We start from the raw sequence: 18,067 nt of genomic DNA, 5'->3' as shown, positions 1-18,067 counted from the left end.
CCCCATAGGGGCGAGGGAGAAAAGACGGCTCCGGGCGATCCCCTCTCCCCTATGGGGAGAGGGTCAGGGTGAGGGGGAGTTAATGGGATCACCCTTCGTGCAATCCGCACTCTCGCTTGAGCCCAAAGAATCGCGTCTCTTCTTCCGCCATTCCCGGTTCCCATTTACGCGTGGTGTGGGTATCGCCTACAGACAGATACCCCTGGTCCCACAGCGGATGGTACTTCAGCCCGTGTTTTTGCAGATACTGATAAACCGTACGGTTGTCCCAGTCGATAATCGGCAGCACTTTGAACACACCGCGCTGAACCGCCAGCACCGGCAACGTGGCGCGGCTACCAGACTGCTCGCGGCGTAAACCGGCAAACCAGGTCTGTGCATTCAGATCTTTCAGCGCACGGTTCATCGGCTCAACTTTGTTGATTTCATTGTATTTCTCAATGCCTTCAACGCCCTGCTCCCACAGTTTGCCGTAACGCGCCTCCTGCCAGGCCGCGCTTTCAGTCGCGCGGTAGACTTTCAGGTTCAGCTTGAGCTTGTCCGTCAGCTCATCGATAAACTGGTAGGTTTCCGAGAACAGGTAGCCGGTATCGGTGAGGATCACCGGAATGTCTGGTCGGATCTGATTCACCAGATGCAGACTGACTGCCGCCTGAATACCAAAGCTCGACGAGAGCACATAGTCACCCGGCAGATTTTCCAGCGCCCACGCCACACGCCCTTCGGCGTCCAGCTTTTCCAGTTGTGCGTTGGTTTCTGCCAGTGCAAGGATGCGCTCGACTTTTGGCAGGTCGTTAAGGGCGTTTAGATCGAGTACGGACATAAGAACCTCGTTTGCCTGTTTTGCCGGGCGGCACTGCGTTTGCCCGGCTTACAAAACCTGTAATACCGTCGGGATGTTACTCCCAGAAATCCCGAGCGGGATCGAGCACCGGGCGAATGATGCCCGCACGCACCGTAAAGTCACCGAAGCCTTCACCCGCTTCGCGCTCTTTCGCCCAGCGCCCGACAAGCTCGTCAACGGAATCGAGAATTTCTGATTCCGTAATGTTCTCGCGATACATACGCGGAATACGCGTACCCATCCGGTTACCACCCAGATGCACGTTGTAGCGGCCCGGCGCTTTACCCACCAGACCCAGCTCAGCCAGCATCGCACGGCCACAGCCGTTCGGGCAGCCGGTCACACGCATCACGATATGCTCTTCAGGAATACCGTGTTTTTCCAGAATCGCTTCCACTTTGTCGGTGAACGACGGCAGGAAGCGTTCCGCTTCGGCCATTGCCAGCGGACAGGTCGGGAATGACACGCAGGCCATTGAGTTTTCACGCTGCGGTTTCACCGCATTCATCAACCCATGATCGCGCGCCAGTTTCTCGATCTTCGCTTTCTGGCTTTCCGGCACACCGGCAATGATCAGGTTCTGGTTGGCAGTAATACGGAACTCACCTTTATGGATCTTAGCAATTTCCAGCAAACCAGTTTTCAGAGGGCGGCCTGGATAATCCAGAATACGGCCATTTTCGATAAACAGCGTCAGGTGCCATTTATTGTCGATGCCTTTTACCCAACCGATACGATCGCCGCGACCGGTGAATTCATAAGGACGGATCGGTTCAAATTTGATACCAGCGCGACGTTCCACTTCTTCTTTAAACGTCTCAACGCCCACGCGCTCCAGGGTGTATTTGGTCTTCGCGTTTTTACGGTCGGTACGGTTACCCCAGTCGCGCTGCGTGGTAACAACCGCTTCCGCCACGGCCAGCGTGTGCTCAAGCGGCAGGAAACCGAACTCACTCGCCGTGCGGGCATAGGTTTTCTTGTTGCCGTGTTCGATGGACAAACCGCCGCCCACCAGCAGGTTAAAGCCCACCAGCTTGCCGTTTTCCGCAATCGCCACGAAGTTCATGTCGTTGGCGTGCAGATCGATATCGTTCTGCGGCGGGATCACCACTGTGGTTTTGAACTTACGCGGCAGATAGGTCTGGCCGAGGATCGGTTCTTCATCCGTGGTGGCAACTTTTTCCTGATCGAGCCAGATCTCCGCATACGCGCGGGTACGTGGCAGCAGGTGCTCAGAAATCTTCTTCGCCCATTCGTACGCTTCGGCATGAAGCTCAGACTCAAACGGGTTCGAGGTGCAGAGCACGTTACGGTTCATGTCGTTGGCGGTCGCCAGCGCGTCCAGCCCGACCGAGTGCAGCATCTGGTGTACCGGCTTCACGTTCTTCTTCAGAATGCCGTGGAACTGGAAGGTCTGACGGTTCGTCAGACGGATGCTGCCGTATATGGTGTTGTCATGGGCGAATTTGTCGATTGCCTGCCACTGTTTAGTGGTGATAACCCCACCCGGCAGGCGGCAGCGCAGCAGCATCGCGTGACGCGGCTCCAGCTTTTGTTCTGCACGTTCGGCACGGATATCGCGGTCATCCTGCTGATACATACCGTGGAAACGGATCAGCAGGAAGTTGTCGCCTTTAAAACCGCCAGTCAGACCGTCATTCAAATCTTCGGCAATGGTGCCGCGCAGATAGTTACTCTCAACTTTCATGCGCTCAGCATCAGTCAGTTTGCCTTCGACCACCAGTGGGCCAGGGTGTTTTTCGCTCATTAGTAGACATCTCGCTGATAACGGCGCTCTACGCGCAGCTCACTTAAATATTCGTCCGCCGTTTCGGCATCCATACCGCCGAATTCGGCAATCACTTCCAGCAAAGCCCGCTCAACGTCTTTCGCCATGCGATTGGCGTCGCCGCAGACATAAATGTGGGCACCGTCATTGATCCAGCGCCACAGCTCTGCGCCCTGTTCGCGCAGTTTGTCTTGTACGTATACTTTTTCTTTCTGGTCACGCGACCAGGCCAGGTCGATGCGGTTCAGCACGCCTTCTTTAACATAGCGCTGCCACTCAACCTGGTAGAGGAAATCTTCGGTAAAGTGCGGGTTGCCGAAGAACAGCCAGTTTTTACCGGGTGCTTCATCTGCCGCACGCTGCTGCATAAAGGAACGGAACGGCGCGATACCGGTGCCTGGGCCAATCATAATGACCGGCGTTTCCGGGTTTGTCGGCAGACGGAAGTTGTCGTTGTGCTCGATAAAGACGCGAACCTCGCCCTCTTCTTCTACACGCTCAGCCAGGAAGCTGGATGCACCGCCCGCGCGAGCACGGCCTTCGATGTCATAACGCACCACACCCACGGTCACGTGGACTTCGCTTTCCACTTCCGCCTGCGAAGAGGCGATAGAGTAAAGACGCGGCGTCAGCGGACGTAACAGGCCAACCAGCGCTTCTGCATCCAGCTGGGCTGGCGCGAAACGCACCATATCAACAATCGGGGTGGTGGCCGCATAGTGCTGCAACTTCGCTTTATCACCCACTAAAGGCAGCAGGGATTCACTGCGCGTTAAGGTGGCGTAATTCTCAACGATGTTGGCCGTGTTCACGGTCAGCTCAAAATGCCATTGCAGCGCTTCAGCAAGTGTCTGTGTTTTGCCTTCAACGGTGACCTGTTCGTCGCCTTTCAGCCACAGCAGCTCTGCCAGCTCTTTCACTAATGCAGGGTCGTTCTGATACCAGACACCCAGCGCATCACCCGGCTGATAACGTAAACCGGAATCGCCCAGATCGATTTCGATATGGCGAACGTCTTTCTCTGAGTCGCGGCCAGTGATCTTCTGATTCACCGACAGGCTTGCCGTCAGCGGTGCCTCTTTGGTGTACGGGCTGGTGTGAATATCATTGACGGCGCCAGTGGCGCTGAATGCTGCCTGCGTGGATGTCTCTTTCGGGACACGCGCTTTCAGCACCTCGACCACGCGAGAACGCCATTCCGCCGCCGCGGTCTGGTATTCCACATCAGCATCGACACGGTCCAGCAGACGCTCAGCGCCAAGCTCTGCCAGCTTGCTGTCGAAGTCTTTACCGGACTGGCAGAAGAATTCATAGGAGGTGTCGCCCAGGCCAAACACTGCAAAGGCAGTGCCATCCAGTTTTGGCGCTTTCTTCGAGAACAGGAATTTATGCAGCGCCACCGCCTCTTCAGCGGGTTCGCCCTCGCCCTGTGTTGAAGCCACAACCACCAGCAGTTTTTCTGACGCGATTTGTTTGAATTTATAATCCCCGGCGTTCACCAGGTTCACGTTCAGTTTGGCGGCAAGCAGGTCATCACGCAGCGCTTCGGCCACGCGGCGGGCGTTGCCCGTCTGCGAGGCAGAGATAAGCGTAATAGCCGGGATCTCAACGGCAGCGGCAGGCGCGGCAACAACGGCCCCTGGCTGTTGGTTAAGCATTCCCCAGAAATAGCCGGACACCCAGGCAAGCTGAGTGGGTGAAAAATCAGTGGTGGCGGCCTGTAGGCGCGCCAGTTGCTCCGGGTTCAGGGGAAGCAAATTTGAAGGTGGGGCCTGTGTTGTCATGCGTCGTTATGTTCCAGTAGCAAAGCGGAATTTATGCAAAAAGACCAAACTAGAGATAAGGTTAACGGCGTGGATAATAACAATTAAAGAAGGGATGGAAATAATAAATAACCAAATGGACTAACCTGTTTTAGCTATCGTTCTTAACGATAAAACCGATTATCTAATCCATTGAAATATAAATATAAAAACCAGCTAAAACGCTGTATCCGCCATCAATGAAGGTAAAGGCCGTTTTAGTTAATGCTAAAAAATGTGCTTTCCGGTACTATGCGGCGGTTTTTTCCGCATTACTTGAGAGTTCATGATGTCCACCACACTGTTTAAAGATTTCGTCTTCGAAGCCGCACACCATCTTCCACACGTCCCTGCCGGGCATAAATGCGGCCGTTTACACGGGCACTCATTTATGGTGCGTCTTGAAATCACGGGTGAAGTCGATCCGCATACTGGGTGGATCATGGACTTTGCTGAGCTGAAAGCGGCGTTTAAGCCGACTTACGATCGCCTGGATCACTACTATCTGAATGATATCCCGGGTCTTGAAAATCCAACCAGCGAAGTGCTGGCAAAATGGATTTGGGATCAGATGAAACCGCTGGTGCCACTGCTGAGCGCGGTGATGATTAAAGAAACCTGCACGGCGGGATGCGTGTATCGCGGATAGTCACAGTAGTGTCGGGTGGCGCTACGCTTACCCGACCTACAATACTGGACGTTTGAGGCCCGGTAAACGCTAGCGTCACCGGGCTTTTTTTAGGCGATATTCAGATACTTGTGTGTCTGCATCGACAGGCGCCAGTTGCGCGCAATACAGGTTTCAATGCACAGACGTGTGGCATCGTCTTTCTGGCTGATAGGCTGAAGAGCAATCACGCGCTGTTTTTCGTCAGACAACGTCGCCAGCAGTTCATCCAGCGCTTCGATATCACGTACGCGGCCAACCGGGTGTTTGATTTCGTCAGCACGCTCCAGCGCCTGCGACAATACATCGTAGCCACCGCGCATACTCACTTTCGGTGAAACCGTCACCCAGGTTGCATGAGAACAAAGCACTTCATGCGTTCCACTGGTTTCAATCTGACAGCTATAACCGTTCTTTTCGAGCAGCTCTGTCAGGGGTGTTAAATCGTGAATACAAGGCTCACCGCCGGTGATCACCACATGGCGCGCCGTCCAGCCCTGACGACCGATAATCGCCAGCAGATCTTCTGAACTCCCCGCGCCCCACTTATCGCTCTCTTTGGTTTTAGCCAGAATGCTAAACAGCGACACTTCCCGATCTGCAAGTTTATCCCACGTATGTTTGGTATCACACCAGGCACAGCCAACCGGGCATCCCTGTAAACGAATAAAAATAGCGGGAACGCCGGTAAAGTAACCCTCGCCTTGCAGGGTCTGGAACATCTCGTTAATCGGGTACTGCATAGTCTTCTCAGTTAAAGGGGTAATCGTTAATTATCGCAGATCCCCGTCGAAGGATCATGCTCCATCGGTGCTTTGCCCGCTAATTACCGGGACATACCGCTCCAGCCCGGCTGTGGAGGGTCTGACAATCCCGCAGAAAGGCAGTGCAACACTTCCTCCATTATTATAACAATTATTTAGCAGGTTATTTCATCGCGGCCTGTTACGCTATTCGCTGTTTGTGTCCTTTGTTTTACTTTGGGAAATGACCATTCGTTTTAGCGTTTCATCATGGTGTAACAAAGCATTTTTATTTTTACATTTAGAATTAACTAGAAAACATAAAAATAGAAAATTAATTCATTAAAAAACAACACATTAAATATTTTAAATTATTTAATTGAATCATTCATTGCATACCGTTGTCGAATATCTCCTCCTGATTTCCTTACCTTAAAATAAGCTTAAGATACGGCCTTTAATGGCATTTCTTTATTTAAACGCCGTTTACTTTTCCCCGCCTACAATCCGCTCATCTATCAGCATGAGACAGTATCCATGAATACGTTATTCATTACGGGCGTGACCGGGTTTCTTGGCGGAGCAGTACTCGAAAAAATCCTTAATAGCGATCAGACAGTAAACTTGCTGCTTCTGGTACGTGCCGGCAACCCGCAAGAAGGGCTTGAGCGCGTAAAGGAGAATATGCGCAAATTCCATGTTCATGAGAACACGCTGGCCAGGCTGACAGCGGATGACATCCTCATCGGCGATCTCGCTAACACGCACGACTTCCTGAGCGATCCGCGACTGGATCAGGTTACTCATGTGGTCAACTGTGCGGCCGTCGCTTCCTTTGGTAATAACCCGCTTATCTGGAAAGTAAACGTTGAGGGTACGCTGGCACTCGCTACCCGAATGGAACAGGTGGCAGGTTTACAGCGTTTCCTGCACGTGGGGACAGCCATGTCATGCACGCCGGAACAGGATAGTCTGGTTGCAGAAAGCGCAGAGTTTAGAGAGAACGCCGAACATCTGGTGGAATACACCTACTCGAAATCCACCATTGAGCAGTTGATGCGCCAGCAATGCCCGCACTTACCATTGTTGATTGCCCGCCCGTCGATCGTGGTCGGCCACACACGTCACGGCTGCACGCCTTCGAGCAGTATTTTTTGGGTCTTCAGCATGGGGCTGATGCTGCAAAAATTCATGTGCTCTATGGAAGATAAAGTCGATGTTGTGCCTGTGGATTACTGTGCTGATGCGCTGCTGATGCTGCTCAACAGTTCTGCCCGTCAGGGTGAAGTTGTCCATATTTCGGCCGGAGAAGAGAGCAGCGTTCGCTTTGCTGATATTGATATGGCGATGGCGGAAGCGCTGGAAAAAGCGCCGGTCGGCGACAAATACGCCCAGGTGAGTTATGAAACTCTGGTGAAAATGCGTCGGGAACTGAAGCACATTTTTGGCCCCTGCAATGAGCGCCTGATGCTTAAGGCTATGCGTTTGTACGGTGCGTTTGCCACGCTTAACGTGCGCTTCAGCAACGACAAACTGTTGAGTATGGGGATGCCAAAACCGCCCCGCTTTACGGATTATATCGCCCGCTGTGTGCAGACCACTCAGGGGCTGACAATCCCCGAACAGATGGCAGTCGATTTCAAATAGCCAAAAAAAATGCCAGTCATTTGACTGGCATTTTCATCTTAAGATTTAAAGGCTATTACTGGCCTTTGATCTCTTTAAGACCGTTGTATGGTGCTTTTTCGCCCAAAGCTTCTTCGATACGAATCAGCTGGTTGTATTTAGCAACACGGTCAGAACGGCTCATAGAACCGGTTTTGATCTGGCCTGCTGCGGTACCAACAGCCAGGTCAGCGATGGTAGCGTCTTCAGTTTCGCCAGAACGGTGAGAGATAACAGCGGTATAGCCAGCGTCTTTCGCCATTTTGATCGCAGCCAGAGTTTCGGTCAGAGAACCGATCTGGTTGAATTTGATCAGGATGGAGTTAACGATGCCTTTCTCGATGCCTTCTTTCAGGATCTTGGTGTTAGTTACGAACAGATCGTCACCAACCAGCTGGATTTTGTCGCCCAGTACTTTGGTCTGGTATGCGAAACCAGCCCAGTCAGATTCGTCCAGACCGTCTTCGATAGAAACGATTGGGTACTGTTTGGTCAGGTCTTCCAGGAAGTGAGTGAATTCTTCAGAGGTGAACGCTTTGTTGCCTTCGCCAGCCAGAACGTATTTACCGTCTTTGTAGAATTCAGATGCTGCACAGTCCATCGCCAGGGTGATGTCTTTGCCCAGTTCGTAGCCAGCAGCTTTCACTGCTTCTGCGATAACTGCCAGAGCTTCTGCGTTAGAACCCAGGTTTGGCGCATAGCCACCTTCGTCACCAACAGCAGTGTTCATACCTTTAGCTTTCAGAACTTTAGCCAGGTTGTGGAACACTTCAGAACCCATGCGTACCGCTTCTTTCAGGGATTTCGCGCCAACTGGCTGAATCATGAATTCCTGAATATCAACGTTGTTATCCGCGTGCTCACCACCGTTGATGATGTTCATCATTGGTACTGGCATGGAGTATTTGCCTGGGGTGCCGTTCAGTTCAGCGATGTGCTCGAACAGTGGCTGGCCTTTTGCAGCTGCTGCTGCTTTGGCGTTTGCCAGGGAAACAGCCAGGATTGCGTTCGCACCGAAGTTAGATTTGTTTTCAGTACCGTCCAGATCGATCATGATCTTGTCGATGCCAGCCTGGTCTTTGGCGTCTTTGCCAAGGATTGCCTGAGCGATAGGACCGTTTACAGCGCCAACAGCTTTCAGTACGCCTTTGCCCATGAAACGGGATTTGTCGCCATCGCGCAGTTCCAGCGCTTCGCGGGAACCAGTAGAAGCACCTGATGGAGCAGCTGCCATACCGACGAAACCACCTTCCAGGTGAACTTCGGCTTCAACGGTCGGGTTACCACGGGAGTCGATGATTTCACGACCGATGACTTTAACGATTTTGGACATTAGATTTTCCTCAGTACAAGTTAAACTAAAACTCCAGACAAACAACGCGTACCAATGGTACGCGTTGCCGTTCTAACTTTTTTTACTTCGCCTGACGCTTCTGGTAATCGCTGGCGGCTTTCACAAAGCCTGCAAACAGCGGATGTCCGTCACGCGGCGTTGAAGTAAATTCCGGGTGGAATTGGCAGGCAACAAACCACGGATGGTTTGGCACTTCAATGATCTCGACTAACTGATCATCCCCGGAACGGCCCGCAATACGCAGACCCGCAGCTTCAATTGGTTTCAACAACATGTTGTTGACTTCATAACGGTGACGATGACGTTCGGTGATGGTTGACTCACCATACAGCTTGCGAACAACGCTATCGTCGGACAGCTGGCAGGCCTGTGCGCCAAGACGCATAGTGCCACCCAGATCGCTCTTCTCGGTACGGACTTCGACGTTGCCGTCTTCGTCGCGCCATTCAGTGATAAGCGCCACAACAGGGTACTTACAGTCTGGCACAAATTCCGTAGAGTTCGCGTTTTCCATTCCCGCTACGTTGCGCGCAAATTCGATCAGCGCAACCTGCATACCCAGACAGATGCCGAGGTATGGAATATTGTTTTCACGCGCATAGCGTGCGGTGGCGATCTTGCCTTCTACACCACGGTAGCCGAAGCCGCCAGGGATAAGGATAGCATCCAGATTTTTCAGAATTTCAACGCCGCGAGTTTCAACATCCTGCGAATCAATCAGCTTGATGTTAACGGAGACGCGGTTCTTCAGACCACCGTGTTTCAGCGCTTCGATAACTGACTTATAGGCATCTGGCAGTTCAATGTACTTACCAACCATACCGATAGTCACTTCGCCTGCCGGGTTAGCTTCTTCGTAAATAACCTGTTCCCATTCGGACAGATTTGCTTCCGGGCAGCTCAAGCTGAATCGTTTACAAATATAATCGTCCAGGCCCTGTGATTTCAACAGGCCCGGGATTTTATATATGGAATCGACATCTTTCATTGAAATAACGGCTTTTTCTGGCACGTTACAGAACAATGCAATTTTGGCACGTTCGTTGGCCGGAATAGCGCGATCGGAGCGGCAAACCAGGATATCAGGCTGAATACCGATAGAGAGCAACTCTTTAACGGAATGCTGAGTCGGCTTGGTTTTCACTTCACCTGCGGCAGCCATGTAAGGCACCAGCGTCAGGTGCATGAACAGTGCATGCTCACGACCAATGTCTACCGCCAGCTGACGAATCGCTTCAAGGAACGGCAGGGATTCGATATCACCCACAGTACCGCCGATTTCAACCAGCACAACGTCATGGCCTTCGCCACCAGCAAGAACACGTTCTTTGATTGCGTTAGTGATGTGCGGGATAACCTGCACGGTTGCGCCCAGGTAGTCACCGCGGCGCTCTTTACGCAGAACGTCAGAGTAGATACGGCCAGTCGTAAAGTTGTTACGACGGGTCATTTTGGTACGAATGAAACGCTCGTAGTGGCCAAGATCCAGATCGGTTTCAGCGCCGTCTTCAGTAACGAACACTTCCCCGTGTTGGGTTGGGCTCATGGTGCCCGGATCGACGTTGATATACGGATCCAGTTTCATCATGGTCACATTGAGGCCACGGGCTTCAAGAATGGCTGCGAGGGAGGCTGCGGCAATGCCTTTACCCAGAGAGGATACGACCCCGCCGGTCACAAAAATATAGTTCGTTGTCATGCTGAACCTGAGAAGTTAGGGTGAAACGATGGAATAACCAGGACGGGAAAGTAGTATACCCGAACACCGCGAGCGCCACAAACTTTCATTCTCCGTCTCCTTTCCAGGCTATGACAAACATAAGGAGTGAGAAAATAGCCCGTTTTGGGTAAATGTTTTTGACGCAAATCAAGCGCTTGTCATTTAAAAAATCACACAAATTGCGCTTGATCGCAAAAATCCGTTAGAGATCAGATTCCTGGCGTTTTACTTCCTGCCAGACTTCTTCCATCACATCGAGGTCTACACCGGTCATTTCCAGGCCGCGTGAGGCCACAATCCGCTCCACTTCGCGGAAACGACGCTCGAACTTAATGTTGGCTTTTTGCAGTGCAGTTTCCGCTTTTACACCCAAATGGCGCGAAAGATTGACAGTCGCAAACAGCAGATCGCCCATTTCCTCTTCCAGCTTTGCTTCATCCACAACTGCCTGTTGCGCTTCATGCATCACTTCGTCGATCTCTTCATGCACTTTGTCCAGCACCGGGCCAAGCGATGTCCAGTCAAATCCCACCGCAGAGCAGCGTTTCTGGATTTTGTGCGCACGCATGAGTGCAGGCAGGCTCAGCGGGATGTCATCCAGCGCTGAATGCTGGGATTTTTCAGCGCGCTCAGCGCTTTTTATCTGCTCCCAGCGAGCCAACACTTCCGCGCTGTTTTCGGCGGTAGCATCGCCGAAAATATGCGGATGACGGCGCTCCAGTTTGTCGCTGATGGCAGCACAGATGTCGTCAAAATTAAAACGCCCTTCTTCCTGTGCCATCTGGGCATAAAACACCACCTGGAACAGCAGGTCACCCAGCTCACCGCGCAGATCGTCGAAATCTTCACGGGAGATGGCATCCAGCACTTCGTAGGTTTCTTCGAGGGTATATGGCGCGATGGTGGCAAAAGTCTGCTCTTTGTCCCACGGGCAGCCGTTTTCCGGGTCGCGCAGGCGTTTCATGATGCCGAGCAGGCGGTCGATTTGGGTCATAATATGTTCCATTAAAAAACAAGCCGGGTGGCGGTAAAACCTTACCCGGCTTACAAAAGAAAGCGCGGTTAACCGCCGTGCAGACGACGTGCGTCAATCACGTCCGGTACCTGATTCAGTTTGCCCAGCACGCGGCCCAGCACCTGGAGGTTGTAGATTTCGATAGTCATATCGATGGTGGCGAGCTGCTCGCGGGTATCACTGCGGCTGGCGACGCCAAGCACGTTGACCTTTTCGTTGGCAAGAATGGTCGTGATATCACGCAGTAAACCGCTGCGGTCATTCGCGGTGACGCGCACCACCAGCGAATAGCCAGCAGAGTAACTCTCGCCCCACACAGCATCGACAATACGCTCCGGTGCATGGGATTGCAGTTCGGCGAGCTGGTCGCAATCCGAGCGGTGAATAGAGATCCCGCGCCCCTGAGTGATAAAGCCGACAATATCATCACCCGGAATGGGCTGGCAGCAGCGGGCGATGTGGTGCATCAGATTACCGACGCCCTCTACCACCACGCGGCCGTTATCTTTGCTGCGCTGCTGTGGAGCATAGCTTTTCTGCTGAAGCTGTTTCAGTGCGGCGGCGTCCTGCTCTTCCGCACTTGGCTTGTTGAACTGAGCTTGCAGGAAATTCACCATCTGATTCAGACGGATATCGCCCCCGCCGATGGCGGCTAACAGCTCATCCAGCTCATTAAAGTTGTAGCGCGGCAGCAGGTGCTTCTCTGCCTCTTTCAGGCTGATGCCGACATGCTCAAGCTCATCATCAAGGATCTGACGGCCGGCAAGGATGTTCTTATCGCGATCCTGTTTGCGGAACCAGGCATGAATTTTGGAGCGCCCGCGGCTGGTGGTCACGTAGCCCAGGTTTGGATTCAGCCAGTCGCGGCTTGGGTTCGGCTGCTTCTGGGTGATAATTTCAATCTGATCGCCCATCTGTAGCTGGTAGGTGAACGGCACGATACGCCCACCAATTTTTGCGCCGATGCAGCGGTGCCCTACATCGCTGTGGATGTGGTAAGCAAAGTCGAGCGGCGTAGACCCCGCTGGCAGGTCAACGACATCGCCTTTCGGGGTAAAGACATAAACCCTGTCATCAAAGACCTGGCTGCGAACTTCGTCGAGCATCTCGCCGGAATCCGCCATCTCTTCCTGCCACGCAATCAGTTTACGCAGCCATGCAATGCGGTCTTCATGGCCAGAACGCGCACCGCCGGTTGTGCCTTCTTTGTATTTCCAGTGCGCAGCAACGCCCAGTTCGGCATCTTCATGCATCTGTTTGGTACGGATCTGGATCTCAACCGTTTTGCCGCCAGGGCCAAGTACCACGGTATGAATAGACTGGTAGCCATTCGGTTTTGGGTTCGCGACATAGTCATCAAACTCATCCGGCAGATGGCGGAAGTGCGTGTGCACTATCCCCAGCGCGGCATAGCAGTCCTGCAAGCGATCGGCAACGATACGCACCGCGCGCACGTCAAACAACTCGTCAAAGGCGAGGTGCTTCTTCTGCATTTTGCGCCAGATGCTGTAGATATGTTTTGGTCGACCGTACACTTCGGCACGCACGTTCTCTTCTTTCATCGACTGACGCAACCCGCCGACAAACTCATCGATATAGTGTTCGCGGTCAATGCGACGTTCATGCAGAAGCTTGGCAATACGCTTATATTCCGCCGGGTGCAGGTAGCGGAAGCAGTAATCTTCCAGCTCCCATTTCAGCTGCCCGATACCCAGACGGTTCGCCAGCGGTGCATAGATATTTGTACACTCTTTAGCCGCCAGCACGCGTTCATCTTCCGGCGCATCCTTCACTTCGCGCAGGTGAGCAATACGCTCGGCAAGTTTGATGACCACGCAGCGGAAGTCATCCACCATGGCCAGCAGCATCCGACGGACGTTATCGACTTGTTCAGAGGAGACTGAATCTGTATGGGCAGCTTTCAGCTGGCGGATAGCTGCCATATCACGTACGCCATGGATCAACGCCACAACGGGTTTGCCGACGCTCTCCACCAGCACATCCTCAGAAACTACGTCTGCGTCTGCGAGTGGGAACAGGAGCGCCGCCTGTAGCGTTTCGATATCCATGTTGAGCATGGAGAGGATTTCGACCATCTCAATACCGCGCCACAACAGCAATTCAGCATTAGGATGCCCTTGCGTGGTGCGCAGACAATAAGCCCAGGTTCCGGTTAAGCGTTCACACGATTGCTGGCTGGAAATCCCCAGACTTGCTATCCATTTTTGTGGGTCAAACTCACCAGCTTTATTGAGATGTGCACTTCTTACCGCAACCATTGTCCTCTCCTTTAGGGACCAGGGCCTGTCGAAGTCGACAAGCCAAACTCATTATATGTGCTCGAACAACACCATTGATTCCAGATGCCCAGTGTGCGGGAACATGTCCAGCATTGCCAGACGCTGAATTTGGTAACCCGCCTGGGTTAATGTCTCGCTATCTCTGGCAAGCGTGGCCGGGTTACAGGAAACATAGACCACGCGCTTTGGTGCGAGTTTAATAATATGCTGCATCACGCCCGGTGCGCCAGCGCGCGCCGGGTCGAGTAAAATCTTGTCAAAACCCTGCTTAGCCCACGGCTGCCGGGTGACATCTTCCTCCAGATTTTGATGAAAGAATGTCACATTTTGCAACCCATTAAGCTGAGCGTTCTCCTGCCCTTTTGCCACCAGCGCCTCGACGCCTTCAACGCCCACAACGCTTGACGCTTTCTGAGCCAGCGGCAGCGTGAAATTGCCCATACCGCAGAACAGATCGAGCACCCGGTCAGTTGGCTGAACATCCAGCCACGCCAGCGCTTTTTCTATCATTTGCTGATTCACGCCGTCGTTTACCTGAATGAAATCACGCGGACTGAACGTTAAGCGTAGCCCGTTTGACGCATACCAGGGAGCCTCTCCTGTAACCTGCTCAAGTATCTCGCTTTGGGGCGCAAGGAAAAGCGCAAGCTCGTGAGAATGCGAAAAGCGTTCCAGTTTTTCACGGTCTTTTTTCGACAGTGGTGCAGTATGACGCAGCACCATGAGCGGCCCATTGTTTGCCAGCACCAGTTCAACGTGTCCCAGATGGCGAATGCCGTCCAATTCAGACAGGCAGGAACGCACTTCCGGGAGCAATGCCTCAAGTTGGGGCACCAAAATGGGGCACTGTCGGATATTCACAATATCGCTGGAGCCCGCTTTGCGAAAACCCATATCCAGCTGTTCCGTTTTGGGCTGATAGCTGAGACTCAGGCGGGCGCGGCGGCGGTAACCCCAGGGTTGATCTGCAATAATGTCATTAACGTCATGTCTGATAAGACGCGCTAGTGCGTGACTTTTACTTTTTTGCTGAAGGTCAATACTGGCGTGCTGCTGTTGGCAACCACCGCATATGCCAAAGTGAGGGCAGCGTGGTACAACACGTTCAGGGCTCTCACTCAGGCGACGTTTGACCTGGCCACGGGCATACTGGCGCTTATCTTCCGTCAGGGTTATTTCTGCTCGTTCATCAGGCAGCAAACCTGTTATAAACAAGGTTTTACCATTGTGACGAGCGACCCCCTGACCAAAGGAATCGAGGTCTGTGGCTTCAACAGTTATGATCTGACGCGTCGTCACGCGTCGCTTTGCAGAGTAGAATTGCGCCATCGCCGAGATTTTTCTCAAATAAACATAATTAGCTTAATTGTCCCATAACGGAACTCCATGACCAACTACAGCCTGCGTGCGCGCATGATGATTTTGATCCTTGCCCCCACCGTTCTTATCGGTTTGCTGCTGAGTATCTTCTTTGTGGTGCACCGCTATAACGATTTGCAGAGACAACTGGAAGATGCCGGTGCCAGCATTATCGAGCCGCTGGCGGTGTCCAGTGAATACGGCATGAACCTGCAAAACCGTGAGTCCATTGGTCAGCTCATCAGCGTGCTCCACCGGCGTCATTCCGAGATTGTGCGTGCGATATCGGTCTACGATGAAAATAACCGTTTGTTCGTCACCTCTAATTTTCACCTCGATCCGGCCGAGCTGAAAATCCCGGACGGCTCGCCGTTCCCACGCCATCTCAGCGTATTGCGCCGCGGCGATATCATGATCCTGCGCACGCCTATCATTTCTGAAAGTTATTCGCCTGATGAATCCGCCATGTCTGACGCTAAATCCAGCAGCAATATGCTGGGATATGTGGCGCTGGAGCTGGATCTCAAGTCGGTGCGTCTACAGCAGTACAAAGAAATCTTCATTTCTGGCGTGATGATGCTGTTCTGTATCGGGATTGCGCTGATATTTGGCTGGCGCCTGATGCGCGACGTCACCGGGCCTATCCGCAATATGGTGAATACCGTCGATCGCATTCGTCGCGGGCAGCTCGACAGCCGTGTGGAAGGTTTTATGCTGGGCGAGTTAGATATGCTGAAAAACGGCATCAACTCGATGGCGATGTCGCTGGCAGCCTATCACGAAGAGATGCAGCATAACGTTGACCAGGCGACCTCCGACCTGCGCGAAACGCTGGAGCAGATGGAAATTCAGAACGTCGAGTTGGATCTGGCGAAAAAACGCGCTCAGGAAGCGGCGCGTATCAAGTCTGAGTTCCTGGCGAACATGTCGCACGAGCTGCGTACGCCGCTGAATGGTGTTATCGGCTTCACCCGCCTGACGCTGAAAAGCGAGCTGAACCCGACCCAACGCGATCACCTGCACACCATTGAGCGCTCTGCCAACAACCTGCTGGCGATCATTAACGACGTGCTGGACTTCTCCAAGCTGGAAGCAGGCAAACTGATTCTGGAGAGCATTCCTTTCCCGCTGCGCAGCACACTGGACGAAGTGGTAACGCTTCTTGCCCACTCCTCACATGATAAGGGTCTTGAGTTAACGCTCAACATTAAGAATGACGTACCGGATAACGTGATTGGCGATCCCCTGCGCTTGCAGCAGGTGATCACGAACCTGGTGGGTAACGCCATTAAATTCACCGAAAGCGGTAACATCGATATTCTGGTGGAAAAACGCGCAATCAGTAACAATAAGGTTCAGGTTGAAGTTCAGATCCGCGATACGGGCATTGGTATCCCGGAGCGTGACCAGTCGCGCCTGTTCCAGGCCTTCCGCCAGGCGGATGCCAGCATTTCCCGCCGTCATGGCGGCACGGGGCTTGGGCTGGTTATTACGCAAAAACTGGTGAAAGAGATGGGCGGGGATATCTCCTTCCATAGCCAGCCAAACCGCGGTTCGACCTTCTGGTTCCATATTAATCTGGACCTCAATCCAAACGTCCTCACGGATGGCCCGGTCACAGACTGCCTGAAAGGGATGCGTCTGGCCTATGTTGAGCCTAACGCCGCAGCGGCCCAGAGCACGCTGGACGTTTTAAGTTCTACGCCGCTGGAGATAATCTACAGCCCGACCTTCTCCGCCCTGGCGGTGGGGCATTACGATATCCTGCTGATGGGTATTCCGGTCACCTTTACCGGCGAGCTGACCATGCAGCAGGAGCGCCTGGCGAAAGCCGCGTCGATGACCGATTACCTGCTGCTGGCGCTACCGTGCCACGCCCAGATTAATGCCGAAGAGCTGAAAAACGACGGCGCGGCCGCCTGCCTGCTTAAACCGCTCACCGCCACGCGACTCCTGCCAGCGTTGACGGAATACTGCCGCCTGAGCCAGCACGCTCTGCCGCTGGTTAATGATGAACAGAAGCTGCCGATGAGCGTCATGGCGGTGGACGATAACCCAGCGAACCTGAAGCTCATCGGTGTATTGCTGGGGGATCAGGTTCAGCATGTTGAACTCTGTACCAGCGGTGCCCAGGCGGTCGAACAGGCCAAACAAATGCAGTTCGATCTGATCCTGATGGATATTCAGATGCCGGGCATGGACGGTATTCGCGCCTGTGAATTGATTCGCCAGCTTCCGCACCAGCAGCAGACCCCGGTGATTGCCGTCACGGCGCACGCGATGGCGGGCCAGAAAGAAAAATTACTGAGCGCCGGAATGAATGATTATCTGGCAAAACCTATCGATGAAGAGAAGCTTCACAACCTGCTGCTGCGCTATAAACCGGGTCGTATAGGCGGAACTTACTCGCCATCCACAGAAACCGTTGAGAGCACGATCAATCAGAACGCCACGTTCGACTGGCAACTGGCGCTACGCCAGGCGGCGGGCAAACCCGATTTGGCGCGCGAAATGCTGCAAATGCTGGTGGCGTTTTTGCCGGAAATTCGCAACAAAATCGAAGAACAACTGGTGGGTGAACATCCCGAAGAACTGCTGGAAGCTATCCACAAACTCCACGGCAGCTGTGGTTACAGTGGCGTACCGCGGCTGAAAAACCTGTGTCAGCTGGTGGAACAACAGCTGCGCGCCGGAACACCGGAATCAGAGCTTGAACCTGAGTTCCTGGAACTGCTGGATGAGATGGATAACGTGACGCGGGAAGCAAGGAAGATGCTGGGGAACTAACGTAAAAGCCCGGTGGCGCTAC

General features: G+C 53.2%; 12 protein-coding genes. 3 read left to right on the top strand and 9 right to left on the bottom strand.

Annotation, left to right across the window (positions count from 1 at the left end):
• Positions 1 to 88: 88 nt before the first annotated feature.
• The 3 genes from cysH to cysJ all read right to left on the bottom strand — a co-directional run bounded on the left by cysH (position 89) and on the right by cysJ (position 4,417).
• Complete coding sequence (gene cysH / locus ACS603_RS22420; RefSeq protein WP_474944945.1) at positions 89 to 823, bottom strand: phosphoadenosine phosphosulfate reductase; 735 nt, start codon at positions 821 to 823, stop codon at positions 89 to 91.
• A gap of 76 nt (positions 824 to 899) precedes the next feature.
• Positions 900 to 2,612 (bottom strand): assimilatory sulfite reductase (NADPH) hemoprotein subunit, encoded by a 1,713-nt coding sequence (cysI, locus tag ACS603_RS22415; RefSeq protein ID WP_182062252.1) that lies wholly within the window; start codon positions 2,610 to 2,612, stop codon positions 900 to 902.
• Positions 2,612 to 4,417: an NADPH-dependent assimilatory sulfite reductase flavoprotein subunit gene (gene cysJ, locus ACS603_RS22410; protein WP_474944944.1), complete on the bottom strand. Its 1,806-nt coding sequence runs from the start codon at positions 4,415 to 4,417 to the stop codon at positions 2,612 to 2,614. The genes cysI and cysJ overlap by 1 nt, the downstream gene beginning before the upstream one ends.
• Before the next feature lie 304 nt (positions 4,418 to 4,721).
• Between cysJ and queD the strand changes: the two genes are divergently transcribed.
• Positions 4,722 to 5,084 (top strand): 6-carboxytetrahydropterin synthase QueD, encoded by a 363-nt coding sequence (queD, locus tag ACS603_RS22405; protein WP_014071558.1) that lies wholly within the window; start codon positions 4,722 to 4,724, stop codon positions 5,082 to 5,084.
• An 89-nt stretch (positions 5,085 to 5,173) separates the two neighbouring features.
• Here the strand turns inward: queD and queE are convergent, their stop codons facing one another.
• Entirely contained in the window at positions 5,174 to 5,845 is a 672-nt protein-coding gene (gene queE, locus ACS603_RS22400) for a 7-carboxy-7-deazaguanine synthase QueE (RefSeq protein ID WP_182062254.1), read from the bottom strand.
• 537 nt (positions 5,846 to 6,382) lie between these two features.
• Between queE and ACS603_RS22395 the strand changes: the two genes are divergently transcribed.
• A complete protein-coding gene (locus ACS603_RS22395; protein ID WP_182062255.1) occupies positions 6,383 to 7,492 on the top strand; it encodes an SDR family oxidoreductase in 1,110 nt (369 codons plus the stop codon).
• A 55-nt stretch (positions 7,493 to 7,547) separates the two neighbouring features.
• Here ACS603_RS22395 and eno read toward each other — a convergent pair whose 3' ends face one another.
• The 5 genes from eno to rlmD form a co-directional block, all read right to left on the bottom strand.
• On the bottom strand, positions 7,548 to 8,843 hold the full coding sequence (eno, locus tag ACS603_RS22390) for a phosphopyruvate hydratase (protein ID WP_182062256.1): 1,296 nt from the start codon (positions 8,841 to 8,843) through the stop codon (positions 7,548 to 7,550).
• Positions 8,844 to 8,925: 82 nt separating this feature from the next.
• A complete protein-coding gene (gene pyrG / locus ACS603_RS22385; RefSeq protein WP_474944943.1) occupies positions 8,926 to 10,563 on the bottom strand; it encodes a glutamine hydrolyzing CTP synthase in 1,638 nt (545 codons plus the stop codon).
• A 223-nt stretch (positions 10,564 to 10,786) separates the two neighbouring features.
• The gene (gene mazG / locus ACS603_RS22380) at positions 10,787 to 11,578 is read right to left on the bottom strand and encodes a nucleoside triphosphate pyrophosphohydrolase (RefSeq protein WP_182062258.1); all 792 of its coding nucleotides are present in this window, start codon (positions 11,576 to 11,578) and stop codon (positions 10,787 to 10,789) included.
• A 68-nt stretch (positions 11,579 to 11,646) separates the two neighbouring features.
• Positions 11,647 to 13,878, bottom strand: coding sequence for a GTP diphosphokinase (gene relA, locus ACS603_RS22375; RefSeq protein ID WP_182062259.1), 2,232 nt, complete (start codon positions 13,876 to 13,878; stop codon positions 11,647 to 11,649).
• A gap of 51 nt (positions 13,879 to 13,929) precedes the next feature.
• Complete coding sequence (rlmD, locus tag ACS603_RS22370; protein WP_182062260.1) at positions 13,930 to 15,228, bottom strand: 23S rRNA (uracil(1939)-C(5))-methyltransferase RlmD; 1,299 nt, start codon at positions 15,226 to 15,228, stop codon at positions 13,930 to 13,932.
• A gap of 57 nt (positions 15,229 to 15,285) precedes the next feature.
• Here rlmD and barA point away from each other — a divergent pair, with 57 nt between their 5' ends.
• Positions 15,286 to 18,045 (top strand): two-component sensor histidine kinase BarA, encoded by a 2,760-nt coding sequence (barA, locus tag ACS603_RS22365; RefSeq protein ID WP_182062261.1) that lies wholly within the window; start codon positions 15,286 to 15,288, stop codon positions 18,043 to 18,045.
• Positions 18,046 to 18,067 lie beyond the last annotated feature (22 nt).

Source organism: Enterobacter sp. Li2LvB3 (assembly GCF_056156645.1).
Note: the sequence above shows the minus strand (reverse complement) of the source record. Positions and strands in the feature narration are given on the sequence as shown.

Coding starts and splice junctions, on each gene's coding strand:
- cysH (WP_474944945.1), bottom strand. CDS start 823: ATGTCCGTACTCGATCTAAACGCCCTTAACGACCTGCCAAAAGTCGAG.
- cysI (WP_182062252.1), bottom strand. CDS start 2,612: ATGAGCGAAAAACACCCTGGCCCACTGGTGGTCGAAGGCAAACTGACT.
- cysJ (WP_474944944.1), bottom strand. CDS start 4,417: ATGACAACACAGGCCCCACCTTCAAATTTGCTTCCCCTGAACCCGGAG.
- queD (WP_014071558.1), top strand. CDS start 4,722: ATGATGTCCACCACACTGTTTAAAGATTTCGTCTTCGAAGCCGCACAC.
- queE (WP_182062254.1), bottom strand. CDS start 5,845: ATGCAGTACCCGATTAACGAGATGTTCCAGACCCTGCAAGGCGAGGGT.
- ACS603_RS22395 (WP_182062255.1), top strand. CDS start 6,383: ATGAATACGTTATTCATTACGGGCGTGACCGGGTTTCTTGGCGGAGCA.
- eno (WP_182062256.1), bottom strand. CDS start 8,843: ATGTCCAAAATCGTTAAAGTCATCGGTCGTGAAATCATCGACTCCCGT.
- pyrG (WP_474944943.1), bottom strand. CDS start 10,563: ATGACAACGAACTATATTTTTGTGACCGGCGGGGTCGTATCCTCTCTG.
- mazG (WP_182062258.1), bottom strand. CDS start 11,578: ATGACCCAAATCGACCGCCTGCTCGGCATCATGAAACGCCTGCGCGAC.
- relA (WP_182062259.1), bottom strand. CDS start 13,878: ATGGTTGCGGTAAGAAGTGCACATCTCAATAAAGCTGGTGAGTTTGAC.
- rlmD (WP_182062260.1), bottom strand. CDS start 15,228: ATGGCGCAATTCTACTCTGCAAAGCGACGCGTGACGACGCGTCAGATC.
- barA (WP_182062261.1), top strand. CDS start 15,286: ATGACCAACTACAGCCTGCGTGCGCGCATGATGATTTTGATCCTTGCC.